Raw genomic sequence first — 13,820 nt, 5'->3', positions numbered from 1 at the left:
TTCGTGCGCGCACGCCGCAATTCGCTATGCCTCTGGGCGGGTCGTATGATTGCGCGCTTCCCCGTCGACGCCCGACCGTCAGAACCGAGCAAACCGTTGTTCTCGACACACCTACGGCCGCTGATCGCCCCGGCGCTGTTGAGCGTCCTGACGCTGGCGGCTAGCGTCGCCCCGGCGCAAGTGGAAGCCGACCAGCCGCCGGGCGACCAGGCCGTTCCGCCGCCCGCTAGCGAGCAAAGCGAGCAACCTGCCGACGGGCCCGAGGCCAGCGAACCAGCCAGCGACGATCGAGGCGCGAACGAGAACGCCCCGGCTACCTCAGAAGGCACGCCCGCGGCTCGAACCGGCGAGCAAACCGCTCGACCCCGGCCGACGATCACTCAGGCTATCGAGCCGGGCGGGTGGCTCGTCGCGCCGCGTGTGGGCGCGTACCGGCGGGGGCCGCTGCACGTCGACGCGATCGAAGTCGCGATCGCTACCGGCCGCTGGCAGGCGCCCCGGGCGGGCGACAAGATCGCCGCCGCCGACGGCGGCGAGGCGGTCTGGCGCGAGGAGAACGGGCGGCGGAGCGTCGACCTGGCAGGCGGGTACGCCTACGCCGAATTCGATTCGCCCGCCGATGGCGTCATGCTGCTCGAGGCGCCGGGCGTGGCCGCGGTTTGCCTCAACGGCGAGTGGCTGCCGGGCGACCCCTACGGCCTCGGCACGCTCCGCCCGCCGACGGAGGTGCGCGAGGGCAAGAATTGGCTGCTGGCCCACTTGGCGAACCCGGCCGCCAGCCCGCGGCTCGTTCCGGTCGACACGCCGGTCGCATTGCTCGCCGAGCAAGCCACGTTGCCCACACTCGTCGCGCCGGACGCGGACGAAAGCCCCCGACCGCCCCAGCCGGCCGGCCAGCCTCCCGCGATCGTGCTGAGCGTGCCGGTGGCGAACGCATCGACAGCTGCGCTGGGGGGCTGCCAAGTCCGGGTGTCGCTGGGCGGGTCGGACCCGGTCGTGACCCCACTCCGCCGGATCGAGCCGCTGCTGGTGACGCCGATCACGGTGACGGCGCCCGTTCCGACCCAGCCGCTCACCGCCGGCGAGGAGCTGGGTTTGTCGATCGAGCTGGTCTCCTCGGCCGGCGAAACGATCGCCTCGGCCTCGCTCGAAGTAGCGGTGACTGGGCGATCGGCGCCGCAAACCCACACGTTCGTCAGCGACATCGACGGCTCGGTCCAGCCATACCGGGTCCTCCCGCCGGGTGACGGCGAGGCCGACGCGGTTGTCCTCGTGCTGCACGACGCAGGGGACGACCACGTCGAAGCGCTCGAAGCCTACCAGGCGCACCCCGAGGCTTGGCTCGTCGCGCCGTACGGCCGGGGTCGCTGGGCCTTCGACTGGGAAGACTGGAGTCGTTTGGACGCGATCGAGGCGCTCGAGGACTTCGTCGGGCGTCGGCAAGAGACCGGCGCGGCGATCGACGCTAATCGTGTGTCGGTGGCGGGCAGCGGCATGGGGGGGCACGGAGCCCTCCGCTTAGCGACGCTCCGGCCCGATCTGTTCGCGTCGGTCGGCATGGTCGACCCGTGGATCAGCTTCACGACCCAGGGCCGTTCGGCCACGGCCGCCGACGCGGCGCCGGCCGTCGTTGCGACGCTCGACCGAGAGCGGAAATCGAGCGACCCCCTCCGCGTTATCGAGAACCTCGCGGGGCTCGGCGTGTCGCTCGTGTTCACTGGTGAGTCGGGCGTGGGTGTCTACGAGAGCCGGCTGCTACGCGAGCGGCTGGGCGAGTTCCACCGCGACTTCGCGTACCGGGAGCGCGCCGCGGACGCCGCCGCGGCGAGTGACTTACCGCCGGACTGGCGCAGCGCCCAGCTCGACTGGCTCGTCGCTCGCCGACGACCCGACTACGACGCGCTGGACACGATCGAGTTCGCCACGCCGGATGTCGGCGCCAGCTCGTCGCTCGGCTGGGTGACGGTCCTCTCGGCCCGTCCGCAAGGCGAGGCCGCCAGCGTGCGGATCGAGCGCGACCTGGCCCGCCGCGAAGTGACCGGGGTGACCGAGAACGCCGGCCGGCTGCGGCTGTCGCTCGAAGCGTTTGGCCGGTCGGGGCCCGTCACGCTGCGCCTTGACGGCGGCCCTCCGATGAAGCTCCAGCCCGGCCGCGAAGGGATGGCGTACGCGCTCGCGAAGGACAGCGAGGGAACGTGGCGGCGGGTGCCGGACGTGTCGCGGGCCAGGAGCCGCTTCGCCCGGCTGTTCAAGGAACCCAGCCGCACCGGCGGCTTCAAGTCGGTGTTCCGCGAGCGGCCGATCCTGGCCTACGGCACGCTGGGGGAAGACGACGCGTCGCGTTGGGCCGCGGCCAAAGCCCGCTACGACGCCCATCAATTCCTCTACCGGGGTGCGGGGCGACTCGAGGTCACCCCCGACACGCTGCTGATGGAGTCGCTGCGGGGCCCCGGCGCGGACGCGGACCGCTCGGTGGTCCTCTACGGCAACGCCGAAACAAACGCCGCTTGGCCCGTGCTCCGGCAAGAGGCCTTCGTCCGACGATCGCAAGCCGTGCGTGTCGCGGCGGGCGAGGCTTGGCTCGGCGAGCGCCCCGAGTCGGGCGACGCGCTCGCGGTGCTCGCCGTCCGGCCGCGCGTCGGCAGCCGCACCGCGTCGGTCGGAGTGATCGGCGGGTCTGGACCGACGGGCATGCGGCTTACCACGCGGCTCCGCTACTTCTGGTCGGGCGTGGAGTACCCGGACTACCTGCTGTTCGGGCCGGGGGCGCTCGAGCCCTTCGGGCCGTCGTCCGACCGCGACGTGCGCGCGGCCGGCTACTTCGACGCCGACTGGGGCGTCGACGGCGGACAAGTCGTGTGGCGCGATTTGGCGATCTAGGACGGGCGCTCGAGGACCAAGGGCGAAGGCGCGTCACGGTCGACCGGAGAGCCGCGACGGTTACGGAGCGACCGAATTGCTTCGATATCTGCCGGTCGCTCCCTGAGGGTCGCGGCTCAGCTTCTGCTGACGAGCACAAAGGGACTCACCCAGAAAAGGCGCCGCGTCGAGCTGAACGACTCACAGCGTTGCCGCCACACGAGGACCGGGCTAACCTCCTTCCCTCCAGCCCAAGGCCCACAGCCCGCAGCCTCCCATGAAGATCCTTGTCACCGGCGGCGCCGGGTATGTCGGTTCGCACGCGGTGAAGCGCCTCGTGGCCGGCGGGCACGACGTTTGGGTGCTCGACAACCTGGCGTACGGCCACCGGGCCGCCGCGCCGGAGGAGCGCTTCGTGCGGGGCGAGATCGGCGACACGCCGGCCGTCGTCAAGCTGCTCAAGGAGAACGGCATCGAAGCCGTGATGCACTTCGCCGCGTACGCGTACGTGGGCGAGTCGGTCACCGACCCGGCCAAGTACTACCGCAACAACGTGGTCGGCACGCTCAGCCTGCTCGACGCGATGCGCGAGGCCCAGACGCGCACCATCGTGTTCAGCAGCACGTGCGCCACCTATGGCGTGCCGGCCGAGGTCCCGATCCCCGAGGACCACCCCCAGTCGCCGATCAACCCGTACGGGTTCACGAAGCTGGCGATCGAGCACGCGCTGGCGGACTACGCGCACGCGTACGGCCTACGCTACGCGGCGCTGCGGTACTTCAACGCGGCCGGCGCGGCGGAGGACGGCTCGATCGGCGAGGACCACGACCCCGAGACCCACCTGATCCCGCTGGTGCTCGGCGTGGCGCTCGGCAAGCGCGACCACGTGACCATCTTCGGGACCGACTACCCGACGCCCGACGGGTCGTGCATCCGGGACTATGTCCACGTCGACGACCTGGCCGACGCGCACCTCGCGGCGATCGAGAAGCTCGCCGACGACGACGGACCTACCAACATCAAGTGCAACCTCGGAACCGGCGTGGGTTCGAGCGTGCGCGAGGTGATCGCCGCGTGCGAGCGGGCGACCGGCAAACCGATCAAGGTCGTCGAGGGCCCGCGACGCGAGGGGGACCCGCCGGAGCTGGTCGCCGACCCGTCCGGCGCCGAGCGCCTGCTCGGTTGGCGCGCCAGGCGGCTCGACATCAACGACACGGTCGCCAGCGCCTGGCGGTGGCACTCAAGCCACCCGGAGGGGTACGGGGAGTAGCACCGCACACGGGGGCCCCAAGCCTCCAATGACCAATGTTGGCCGGCCACGTCGCTCCATTGGTCGTTGGTGGGGCTTGGTCATTGGTCATTTGATTGGGATTGGACGGCCCGTCGATCGTTACCGTTACTCTGAGATGTTCCGCCGCGCTCTTGCCGCCGCCGTGTTGACCGTCGCGCTGGCGCTGGCCGGGCAGACGTTCGTCGCGCTGGGGTGGCTGCAGCCGGTCGTGGTGTCGGGCGGATCGATGGCGCCGGTGCTGGTCGAGGGCCAGCGCGTGCTCGTGCGGCGGTGGGCCACGCCCCGCCGGTGGGACGTGGTCGTCATCCGGTCGCCGGAGGACCCGCGGCGGCTCTTGGTGAAGCGAGTCGTCGGCCTGCCGGGCGAGCGGGTCGCGCTGCGGGCGGGCGACGTTTGGGTCGACGGCCATCCGGCCCAGCCGCGGAACCCGGGCGTCGAACGGCGCGTCTACTACGGGGCGATGGGCAACCCGGCTTGGCGCCTCGGTGAGGGCGAGTACTTCGTGGTTGGCGACAACCAGAGGGCTTCGGTGGACAGCCGCAACTGGGGCCACGCCGCGGGGTTGCCGGAGCGGCTCGTGGTCGGCGTGGTAATCGAGCCGGGGAGCGACGACTCCGCGAACGACTAGCTCGCCGCCGCGTAGCAAGTCAGCCGCCCTTACCCGGCCCCACGGGTAGCCGTTACGCTCGGCCCTCCCGACCGCGCCCTCCAGCCCGCCGCCGCGATGGCCAAAAAGAACAAGAACCGCCCCGTACCGCCGACGGAGCCCGACCGCGTGCCGACGCCCGCCGAGGCAAAGACCGCGGAAGCATCGCCCGCGCAGCGGAGCCGCCGCGGCGGGCGCGAGACGGTCGACGCCCTGGTCGTGGCGTTCGTGCTGGCGTTCTTGATCCGCACGTTCGTCGCGGAGATGTTCGTCATCCCAACCGGCTCGATGGCGCCCACGCTGATGGGGCGGCACAAGGACGTGTTCTGCGTGCAGTGCGGCACGCGATTCCGGATCAACTCGAGCGACGACACCGAATCGGCGCTGCCGCAGCTACAGCAAGAGGTCCAGATCGGCCGCATCACACCGCGGCAGGCCCAACTGCACCTCGACGGGCTGCGTTGCATCGGCGGGCAGTGCCCGCAGTGCCGCTACGTGATGGTGGTCGACGACACCGGCATGGGCGAGTTGCCTCCCTCCCGAGAGGGCGAGGGCGAACAGGAAGCCGACTACAGCGGCGACCGGCTGCTGGTCAGCAAGTACGCGTACTCGTTCGGCGACCCCCAGCGGTGGGACGTGGCCGTGTTCAAGTACCCCGGCGACTCGGAGACCAACTACATCAAGCGGGTCGTGGGGCTGCCGGGCGAAGAGCTGCGTGTGTTCGACGGCGACCTCTGGACGCGCCCCCTCGACGCGCCGGACGCGGAGTTCCAGATCGCGCGCAAGCCGGCCGACGTGCTGCTGGCGATGAGCCAGCTGGTGCACGACACCCACCACGAGCCGAAAGAGCTGATCGACGCGGGTTGGCCCTTGCCGTGGCGCGGCGACGCTTGGCGGGCCGAACTCGGCGATCCGGTCGGCTCCCACGGCGCGACGGTTTACCGGCCGGTGTTCCGGATCGACGCCTCGTCCGAAGCGACCGAGTGGCTCCGCTACTACCACACCCCGCCCGGCGAGCCGGTGTGGCAAGCGGTCACCGAGGACGCGGCGCCGGACCTTGCTCGGTTCGCCCAGCCGCAACTGGTCACCGACCACACGCCGTACAACACGCAGCTGAAGCTCGCCCAGGCGGCCCGGTTGCAGCGGGTGAGCCTCGAGCCGATCGACGAGCGAGACATCGGCCGCATCGGCCCGCACTGGGTGGGCGACCTGATCTTGGAGGCCGAGTTCGAGATTGAGTCGGGCGATGGACGCGTGTCGTTCGACCTCGTGGAGGCGGGCGACCACTTCGGCGCGACTCTGGATGTCGCCTCGGGCGGGGTGGAGCTGTGGCGGTCGGCTTTCGAGTCGGACGACCGGCAGACCTTGGCCGAAGCCGTCGGCGGCGTCCGCGGCAGCGGCCGGCACACGGTGCGGCTGGCGAACGTCGACAACCAGCTGCGGCTGTGGCTCGACGGCGCCCTGATCCTCGAAGCCGAGTACCAGCGTTCCGCGAGCGGCCCGGCCACCGCGCCCCGCACCAGCGAGTCCGACCCCGGCGACCTCGCGCCGGCCGGCGTGGGCGCCAGCGGCGTGGCGGTGCGGGTCGATCGGCTGACGGTGTCGCGCGACGGCTACTACATCGCCACGCGGTGGGATGAGCCGGCGCCACTCACGACCGACATCCCGACCGACGCGTTCGCCGACCAGGGGCGGCGCGACTACGGCCCGGCCCTGCTAGCGTTGCCCGAAGAGCCCGACCTGTGGCCCGCGCTTGCCGAGCGGCGGCGCGTCGACTTCGACGTGCGCGACGGCCAGCTCTTCGTCATGGGAGACAACAGCGGCTTTAGCCTCGACGCACGGCTCTGGGCCGGCGGCAACGGCCCCGGCGGCGGGGGGCGGCCCGGCGGCCCCTACCTGGAGAGCAAGCAGCTCGTCGGAAAGGCGATCTGGGTCTACTGGCCGCACGCGTGGTATAGCTTGCCGTTCACCAACCGGATGATCCCCGTGTGGCCCAACTTCGAGGACATGCGGCTTGTTAGGTGATGAGGCTTGAGACTTGAGGGATGGGCTTCGGGCCTCAGGCTTCGGGGGAATCCGATCGTTTGAGCGACCGAGAACCGGAGCCGGAGGCGTCGGCCCTCGGAGCGAACCACCGAACCCTGCACCACGCCAAACACAACCCACCCGCCGCAAGGAAGCGCGCGATGTCATTGCTAGCTGCCGAGGGCCTTGTCAAGAGTTACGGCCGCCGACGCGTCGTCGACGGCGTGTCGTTCGAGGTCCACCCGGGCGAGATCGTGGGCCTGCTCGGCCCGAACGGCGCGGGCAAGACGACCAGCTTCCGGATGACCTGCGGCCTGGTCGAACCGGACGGCGGCGCGGTCACGCTCGCCGAGAAGGACGTCACAAAGTGGCCCCTGCACCGCCGCAGCAGCGAAGGGGGGATGGGCTATCTGGCGCAGGAGTCGAGCGTGTTCCGCAAGCTGTCGGTGCAGGACAACCTGCTGGCGGTGATGGAGATGCTCGGCGTGGACCGCCGCACGCGGCGCCGCCGCGCCGACGAGCTGCTCGAGCAATTCGGCATCACGAAGCTCAAGCGGAGCAAGGCGATGAGCCTGTCGGGCGGCGAGCGGCGGCGGCTGGAGATCGCGCGGTGCCTGGTGTCGAATCCGAAGATCATCCTGCTCGACGAGCCCTTCACCGGCATCGACCCGGTCACCATCGACAGCATCCAGCAGATCGTCCGCGACCTGCGGGAGGCCGGGATCTCGATCCTGATCACCGACCACCAGGTCCGTGAGACCCTCGAGATCACCGACCGCAGCTACGTCGTCCGCGCCGGACGCGTGCTCTGCCACGGCCGCCCGAGCGAGGTCCTCTCACACCCCGAGGCGCGGAAGTACTACTTCGGCGAGGGGATCGGCCCCTCGCTCGACGCCGCGTGAGAGGGTCCCTCGCCGCTCAGCGCTGCGACTGGGCCCGCGCCGGCTCGGCCTCGTCGCAATACGACAGGGCCAGCAACGCGTAGGCGGTCGAAAGGTTGGGATCGGACTCGAGCCAGCGCTCGTTCGAGTTGACCCACGCGCCGGACTCTTGCTGCGCGTCGGCGAGCGTGCGCACGAGCTCGGCGCGCCAGTCGTGCCGACTGCCGTCGGCCTCGGTGATGACCGGCTCGCCGATGGCGTCCAGCGCCTTGGCGAACGTGTGGTAGTAGTAGTACAGCCCCGACGACCCCATGCCGGGGTTCTCGTTCAGCGTGTAGTGGCGGCGGATCCAGTTGTAGGCGGCCTCGACGCGCGGGTCGTCCGGCCCCACGCCGGCGTAGATCATGCTCTTGAGCCCCGCGTAGGTCATCGAGCCGTAGCTGCGCAGGCCGCCGCCCGCGGTTTCGCCGGCTTGGCTCGTGCCGCCCGCGGCGGGCGTGTAGTAGAAGCCGCCGTCGTTGACCTTGGCGGCGAACGGGGTCGCGTTGTGTTCCGACTCGAGGTTCTGCGTGCGGCTGACGAAGACCAGCGCTTTCTGGATCGCCGGGTCGTCGGGGCCGGCGCCGAGGGAGTGCAACGCGTCGATCAGGAACGACGTGTTCGACAGGTCGGGCCGGCTGTGGCCGCCGTAGCCGGCGCCGCCGTAGTTGAGGCTCGAGATGTCGTGCCCCTCTTCGGCGTCCCACTGCAGGCCGCGGAGGAACGCGTCGGCGCCAGCGAGCACTTCTTTGTAGTCGCTCTTCGCGCCGGGGGCTTCGGCCGCTTCGCGCAGCATTTGCACGGCGATGCAGGTCTCGTAATTGCGGTGGGTCGAGCCGGGAGAGTAGACGCCGCCGTCGGGCTGTACAAAGCCGAGCACGTAGTCGACCGCATCGGAAACGAGCGGGTCGCTCATCGAGCGGCCGTGCCGCAGGAGGCCTGTCGCCACTAGCCCGGTGATCGCCGGGCCGAGCTGCGGGCTGAAAGCGCCCTCGTCGGTCTGTGAGGTTTTCAGGTAGCCGACCGCGTCGGACACGAGTTCCGAGACCTCCGGGGCGCCGGTCGAAGCCTGGCCGGAGACCGGCGTCGCCGCGAGGGCGACCGCGAGGGGGAGGGCGAGCGTGCCGCGCATTCTCTTCTCCTTGGGTGGTGTCCGCCGATCGGCGGGTGTTCGGGGAGGCCGATCAGCCGGCGAGGGCGATCCAAGCCAGTACGGTGTTCCAGAGGGCCCAAGCGGCGAGCGCGGTCGGCGCCTGCCAACGTCCGGCGGCCGGCGGCGCCGGGGGGGCGGCGACGGGCGGGGCGTCGGTCATGCGTCGTCGGCGTCGTCACACGAGACGTGCGTGGCCGAGAAAACCTCGCGTCCGGCGAACGCTTCCCCGAAATCATACACGTCGTTGAAGTCTTCGCGGCGGTCGTTGTCGGTCTTCCTCATCTGGCCGATGTCGATCAGGTTGAAGACGATCTCGCCGAAGTCGCCGGTCGTCCGCACGCCCCAGTGGGCGAGCACGCTGCGGGCGAGCAGTCCGTACTGTCGGATCGCGTAGCTCTGGATCGCGCGGCACAGCTCGGGCCCCGTGACGTGACGCTCTTCCTCGTCTTCGGGCACGTCGGGGTCGAGCGGCTCGTCGGTCTCGATCGCCGCCCCCAGGCCCAGCTTTTCTTGGCCGTATCGCAGGGCGTCGAAAACGAAGACGTACGCATCGAAATCGTACCGGCGGTCGCGGCGAAGCAACTCGGCGAGGGGGTGCTTCGGATCGAGCATGACGCTCACGTGTCGGCTCGGCGGGCTCGAAGGGCGGGGCGGTATCCAGTTCACGGCGGGCCGTGGCGAGCAGCCACCCGCCGGCGGCTACACTAACGAGAGTGTATCCGCCCGCGGCCTTCTCGGGGACCGACCAGCAGAGATTGTCTCAGGGTTCTTCGCCCGCAGCCGGCGGGCTCTCGCCGCTGGGCGGGGCGTCGTCGCCGCCGGGCGCCGACCCGGGCGGGGGGTCGGCGGCGCGTCCGTCGGCGCCGCCGCGGCGGTCGCGGCGAGGCGGCTCGTCGCGTCCCCGACGCTTGCCCCGGCCGTCGCCCGGTTGGCCCTTGGGTCGCTTGCCGGTTGGCTTCTGGTCGTCGGCGTCGGCGCTGCGCGGCGGCTTCTTGGGCTTGGGGGCCTTGCCGAGGACCGAGACCACGTCGTCCGACCGGATCACCACTCGGCGGTTATCCTCCGTCTGCACGAGCAGCTCACCGGTGAGGATCTCTTGCGACAAGACCCGCCCCTTGCCGTCGCGGGTGAGCACCTCGTAGCCGACCTTGGGCAGCGACTTCTGTAGCTCGTTGTAGGTGTCGTACTCGTAGCGCAAGCAACACTTCAGCCGCCCGCAACGCCCCGAAATCTTCGTGGGGTCGAGGGTGGCCTTTTGGAGCTTGGCCATCTTCATCGAGACCGGCGGCATCTCGCTGAGGTGGGTGTTGCAGCACACCGGCTTGCCGCAGTCGCCGTAGTCGGCAAGCAGCTTGGCCTCGTCGCGCACGCCGATCTGACGCATCTCCACGCGGGTCTGCAGGTCACGGGCGAGGACCTTGACCAGCTCGCGGAAATCGACCCGCTGCTCCGCCAGGTAGTAAATGATCACCCGTTCGCCGCCGTACAGGCGCTCGACCTGCACGAGCTGCATGTCGAGGCCTAGCTCGCCGACGCGGCGTTCGCACGTGGCCAGTTCGCTTTCTTCTTGGGCGTGCAGCCGACGGATTTCGACGGCGTCTTCGGCCGACTCCAGACGCAGGATCTGGCCCGTGCGGTGGTCCTCGCCCATCTGGGAGACCACGTGGTCGGTGGCTTCGACGAGCACTTCCCCCAGTTCCTGGCCCCGCCCGGTTCGGGCGATGACCCGCTGCCCGCGAGCGTAGCGATCGCGCGCACGGCACGTGAACACGCCCAGGTGGCGCATCGATCCGTAACGGACAACGTATTTGGGCATCGTCAACTTCGCGGGCGCCGTGGTGCTGGCGGGCGGGCGGCTGAGCCGGCCGTACCGACTCCCTTCAAGCTAACCCGACGCGCGCTGCAAGCCCAGGCCGACAGCGCCCGAAGCGCTCGCTACTCGAAGTCCACCAGGCCGTTACGGACCGCGATCCTGAGCAGTTCGAGCGACGTCGAGACGCCCAGCTTCCGCATCAGGCGGTACTTGTGGTTGCCGATGGTGCTCCTGGCGACCCCGAGTTCCTCGGCGCATTGGTTGACGGTCTTGCCGAGCCCCACCAGGCGGAGCACATCGATCTCGCGGCGGGTGAGGGACTTCAGGGCCCCGTCGTGCGAAACGACACAGCCGGGTGTGCGCCCCGCGACCGAAGCGAGGGTGTCCAGCAGCCGCGGCCAAGCGGAGGATCGTGAGAACTTCCGGCAACAGGCGCAGCCGGCGGTGGACTGTCGCGGGTCGGTTGGGTCGACAAGCACCAGGGTGTTGGCGCCGAACATCTCGGCGTGGTAGCCGCCACACCGGTCGAGCAGGCGGACGTCGTACACCGCGACGTGCATCTCCGGGGCGCCCGAATGCATGGTATCAGACGCCGCTTCGGCCGTGTAGCCGGCCTCGCGGCTGATCCGGGCGGCGAACGCCTCGGAATCCAGCTGATGCCTCAGGCCAACGAGCACAGAAATCTGCGCTCTGTGGGTTCTGGCGATCGACATCGGCGGGCGTGGTCGGCAAGGGCGGCTTCAGTGGCTCGTCGCTCCGAAGATGCACGCTTCTGACTTCCACGCAATATTCGCAAAACGGCCTCCCAGCAGCCGACGAAACTGTTTCCTGTTGCCGCAAGATGATTCCTTAAAAGCACTTACTGCGACACAGCGTTGAAATCAGCGGAGAGTTCGGCGCCACCCATTTGTCACCGTGTTGGGGTCGAAAAACCCAAATTTGCTCAGTTTTCTTTGCTCAATCACGCCTTGTCCTCGGACTCCCGCACGAGAACGATCTCTGCGGTGTCGGGAGGTCGGGACAACCGGCGACGGGGTTGGTCCTGTAAACTCGCGTATAAACTCGCGTACCCATGCCTTCAGATCATCAGGAGCCGCCCCTATGGCAGCCGAAAGCGCCGAGCAACTGGTCCAGAAGAAGTGCAAGCCTTGCGAGGGAGGGGTCGATCCCTGCCCGATCGACCAAGCCCGCGATCAACTGGCGCGGCTCGAGGGCTGGCGACTGACCGACGACGGCAAGCGGATCCGGAAGGAGTGGACCGTCAAGAACTTCATGGCGGGCATCGCGTTCTTTCGGCGGTGCGCCGAAGTGGCTGAGGAGGACGGCCACCACCCGGACCTCCACCTGGAAAGCTTCCGCAAGGTGTCGGTCGAGCTCTGGACCCACGCGATCGGCGGCCTGTCAGAAAACGACTTCATTCTCGCGGCGAAGATTGACCAACTGCCGATCGAGCTGAAGCAGGAGTGAGCGCTCCGACGGCCCAAGCGGTCGCCGGGGCCGAGCGCCTGGCCTGCGCAGAGACAGATCGCGCGCGACGGGCATTCGGCGCTCAGGCCGTTGCGGTTGCCGCCGGCTCGCTGCTGACGCCGTACGGGTTGACGACCTCGAGCCGGTTGACCACCCGCTCGACGCCATCGACCGACTGGACGAGGCTCTGGGCAGTCTGCTTCAGGTAGAAGCTCGGCACCTTGCCCGTGAGGCAGAGGGCGTCGTCCTCCAAGCGGCACTCGACGTGGCGCAAGAAGAGGTGCGAGCTGGCGCCGAGCCGATGCTCCGCTTGGTGGATGAGATGCTTGTTTACCATCGATACGTGCCTTGTTCCGGAAGACAAGAGAAGAGGGGCGGAGCCCTTGCTGCGAGCGCGTGCTCCGCACGACTTAGTTGTTGCGTTGCATCACGCGTGTAGGGAAGACCAGTTTCTTGAATTACGCTGCTAGGCCAGTGCTAGCGGTCCGAAAGACCAACCGTCCTCGGCCGGGTCCCGGCAGGAGCGAGACAGAGTGAGCAAATCCTTCGCCGCGTGGGTCGTCGATAAGGCCACTGACAAGTCGGACGCCGCCAACGGGGGGGGCGTCAGGGAACTCACCACCGATGACCTGCCGCCGGTCGATGGACCATCGGTCCTGATCGAGGTGGAGTGCTCTTCTCTGAACTACAAGGACGCCCTGGCTTGCCAGGGCCATCCCGGCGTCGTGAACCGTTTCCCGCACGTGCCGGGCATCGACTGCGCGGGTCGGGTCCTCGAAAGTGATTCTGCAAGTTTCGCGCCTGACGACCCGGTCCTCGTTACCGGTTACGACCTGGGCGCAGCGCGTTGGGGGGGGTACAGCGGGTTGGTGCGAGTCCCGGCCGATTGGCCGGTCTCGATCAAGGACCGTTTGTCCCCGGCTCAGGCCATGGCGTACGGCACGGCGGGGTTCACGGCCGCGCAGTGCGTCATGGCCGTGCAGCGGTGTGTCGAACCCGGCCGGGGTGACGTGCTGGTAACCGGGGCGACGGGCGGGGTTGGCGTGTACGCGGTGGCAATCCTGGCCAAGTTGGGGTACCGCGTGGTCGCGGTGACCGGCAAGCCAGCGCAGGCCGACACGCTGCGGGGGCTGGGAGCGGCGGAGGTCGTCGGTCGCGACGTCCTCGAGGGGGAGTCCGACGCGCCGCTGCTGAGCGAACGGTGGGCGGCCGCTGTCGACACCGTCGGCGGCGCGCCGCTGGCGACCCTGGTCCGCAGCATCCGCCACCGCGGGGTGGTCGCCGCGTGCGGCTTGGTGGCCGGCGCCGAACTGCCGTTGACCGTGTATCCCTTCATCCTGCGTGGAGTCACGCTGGCGGGAGTCGATTCGGCGAAGTGTCCACGCGAGCCGAGGCTAGAGGTCTGGCGTCGGCTGTCCGGTCCCTGGCGGGTCGACCTGCCCCAGGAGCTCGTCGACACGGTCACGCTCGACGAGCTGCCTGACGCGGTCGCACGGATCCTCAGCGGCCGGCATGTCGGGCGGACGCTCGTGCGGCCGACCAGCGAAGCCGCGTTGCGATGAATCCCCGCGGTGGCCGCTTACTCGGGCGCCGGTCGTGCCGGTCGTGCCGACCGGGTGATCGGCTCGACTACGGGTCTCGCCGCG

The 13,820-nt window shown here is 69.6% G+C and carries 13 protein-coding genes; 7 read left to right on the top strand and 6 right to left on the bottom strand.

The features are described 5' to 3' along the window. Positions 1 to 96: 96 nt before the first annotated feature. The 5 genes from RIC11_RS16545 to lptB all read left to right on the top strand — a co-directional run bounded on the left by RIC11_RS16545 (position 97) and on the right by lptB (position 7,723). Positions 97 to 2,880 (top strand): alpha/beta hydrolase-fold protein, encoded by a 2,784-nt coding sequence (locus RIC11_RS16545; RefSeq protein ID WP_350213283.1) that lies wholly within the window; start codon positions 97 to 99, stop codon positions 2,878 to 2,880. A 256-nt stretch (positions 2,881 to 3,136) separates the two neighbouring features. Next, the gene (gene galE, locus RIC11_RS16540) at positions 3,137 to 4,129 is read left to right on the top strand and encodes a UDP-glucose 4-epimerase GalE (protein WP_350213281.1); all 993 of its coding nucleotides are present in this window, start codon (positions 3,137 to 3,139) and stop codon (positions 4,127 to 4,129) included. A gap of 136 nt (positions 4,130 to 4,265) precedes the next feature. After that, entirely contained in the window at positions 4,266 to 4,778 is a 513-nt protein-coding gene (gene lepB / locus RIC11_RS16535) for a signal peptidase I (RefSeq protein ID WP_350213279.1), read from the top strand. 96 nt (positions 4,779 to 4,874) lie between these two features. Beyond that, positions 4,875 to 6,821, top strand: a complete 1,947-nt coding sequence (gene lepB / locus RIC11_RS16530; RefSeq protein WP_350213277.1) for a signal peptidase I — start codon at positions 4,875 to 4,877, stop codon at positions 6,819 to 6,821. A gap of 161 nt (positions 6,822 to 6,982) precedes the next feature. Next, positions 6,983 to 7,723, top strand: a complete 741-nt coding sequence (gene lptB, locus RIC11_RS16525; protein WP_350213275.1) for an LPS export ABC transporter ATP-binding protein — start codon at positions 6,983 to 6,985, stop codon at positions 7,721 to 7,723. A 16-nt stretch (positions 7,724 to 7,739) separates the two neighbouring features. Here lptB and RIC11_RS16520 read toward each other — a convergent pair whose 3' ends face one another. The 5 genes from RIC11_RS16520 to RIC11_RS16500 form a co-directional block, all read right to left on the bottom strand. After that, positions 7,740 to 8,873, bottom strand: a complete 1,134-nt coding sequence (locus RIC11_RS16520) for a prenyltransferase/squalene oxidase repeat-containing protein (protein WP_350213273.1) — start codon at positions 8,871 to 8,873, stop codon at positions 7,740 to 7,742. A gap of 52 nt (positions 8,874 to 8,925) precedes the next feature. Further along, a complete protein-coding gene (locus tag RIC11_RS16515; protein WP_350213271.1) occupies positions 8,926 to 9,054 on the bottom strand; it encodes a hypothetical protein in 129 nt (42 codons plus the stop codon). Then, positions 9,051 to 9,506: a Minf_1886 family protein gene (locus tag RIC11_RS16510; protein ID WP_350213269.1), complete on the bottom strand. Its 456-nt coding sequence runs from the start codon at positions 9,504 to 9,506 to the stop codon at positions 9,051 to 9,053. Before RIC11_RS16510 ends, RIC11_RS16515 begins: the two co-directional genes overlap by 4 nt. Positions 9,507 to 9,654: 148 nt before the next feature. After that, complete coding sequence (locus tag RIC11_RS16505) at positions 9,655 to 10,710, bottom strand: PSP1 domain-containing protein (RefSeq protein ID WP_350213268.1); 1,056 nt, start codon at positions 10,708 to 10,710, stop codon at positions 9,655 to 9,657. A 119-nt stretch (positions 10,711 to 10,829) separates the two neighbouring features. After that, complete coding sequence (locus RIC11_RS16500; protein ID WP_350213266.1) at positions 10,830 to 11,420, bottom strand: response regulator transcription factor; 591 nt, start codon at positions 11,418 to 11,420, stop codon at positions 10,830 to 10,832. A 388-nt stretch (positions 11,421 to 11,808) separates the two neighbouring features. Here RIC11_RS16500 and RIC11_RS16495 point away from each other — a divergent pair, with 388 nt between their 5' ends. After that, a complete protein-coding gene (locus RIC11_RS16495) occupies positions 11,809 to 12,174 on the top strand; it encodes a 4a-hydroxytetrahydrobiopterin dehydratase (RefSeq protein ID WP_350213264.1) in 366 nt (121 codons plus the stop codon). 82 nt (positions 12,175 to 12,256) lie between these two features. Here the strand turns inward: RIC11_RS16495 and RIC11_RS16490 are convergent, their stop codons facing one another. Further along, the gene (locus tag RIC11_RS16490; RefSeq protein WP_350213262.1) at positions 12,257 to 12,511 is read right to left on the bottom strand and encodes a BON domain-containing protein; all 255 of its coding nucleotides are present in this window, start codon (positions 12,509 to 12,511) and stop codon (positions 12,257 to 12,259) included. A 196-nt stretch (positions 12,512 to 12,707) separates the two neighbouring features. Between RIC11_RS16490 and RIC11_RS16485 the strand changes: the two genes are divergently transcribed. Continuing rightward, complete coding sequence (locus RIC11_RS16485; RefSeq protein ID WP_350213260.1) at positions 12,708 to 13,736, top strand: YhdH/YhfP family quinone oxidoreductase; 1,029 nt, start codon at positions 12,708 to 12,710, stop codon at positions 13,734 to 13,736. Positions 13,737 to 13,820 lie beyond the last annotated feature (84 nt).

Origin of the sequence: Botrimarina sp. (assembly GCF_040219535.1) — a bacterium.
GTDB lineage: Bacteria > Planctomycetota > Planctomycetia > Pirellulales > Lacipirellulaceae > Botrimarina.
The sequence above is the reverse complement of the archived record's forward strand: the minus strand, read 5'-3'. Positions and strand labels throughout refer to the sequence as shown.

Bases quoted from the DNA above. Each gene is read 5' to 3' on its own strand.
- RIC11_RS16500 (WP_350213266.1), bottom strand. From the start codon at position 11,420: ATGTCGATCGCCAGAACCCACAGAGCGCAGATTTCTGTGCTCGTTGGC.
- RIC11_RS16490 (WP_350213262.1), bottom strand. From the start codon at position 12,511: ATGGTAAACAAGCATCTCATCCACCAAGCGGAGCATCGGCTCGGCGCC.
- RIC11_RS16515 (WP_350213271.1), bottom strand. From the start codon at position 9,054: ATGACCGACGCCCCGCCCGTCGCCGCCCCCCCGGCGCCGCCGGCCGCC.
- RIC11_RS16510 (WP_350213269.1), bottom strand. From the start codon at position 9,506: ATGCTCGATCCGAAGCACCCCCTCGCCGAGTTGCTTCGCCGCGACCGC.
- galE (WP_350213281.1), top strand. From the start codon at position 3,137: ATGAAGATCCTTGTCACCGGCGGCGCCGGGTATGTCGGTTCGCACGCG.
- RIC11_RS16495 (WP_350213264.1), top strand. From the start codon at position 11,809: ATGGCAGCCGAAAGCGCCGAGCAACTGGTCCAGAAGAAGTGCAAGCCT.
- lepB (WP_350213279.1), top strand. From the start codon at position 4,266: ATGTTCCGCCGCGCTCTTGCCGCCGCCGTGTTGACCGTCGCGCTGGCG.
- lptB (WP_350213275.1), top strand. From the start codon at position 6,983: ATGTCATTGCTAGCTGCCGAGGGCCTTGTCAAGAGTTACGGCCGCCGA.
- RIC11_RS16505 (WP_350213268.1), bottom strand. From the start codon at position 10,710: ATGCCCAAATACGTTGTCCGTTACGGATCGATGCGCCACCTGGGCGTG.
- RIC11_RS16520 (WP_350213273.1), bottom strand. From the start codon at position 8,873: ATGCGCGGCACGCTCGCCCTCCCCCTCGCGGTCGCCCTCGCGGCGACG.
- lepB (WP_350213277.1), top strand. From the start codon at position 4,875: ATGGCCAAAAAGAACAAGAACCGCCCCGTACCGCCGACGGAGCCCGAC.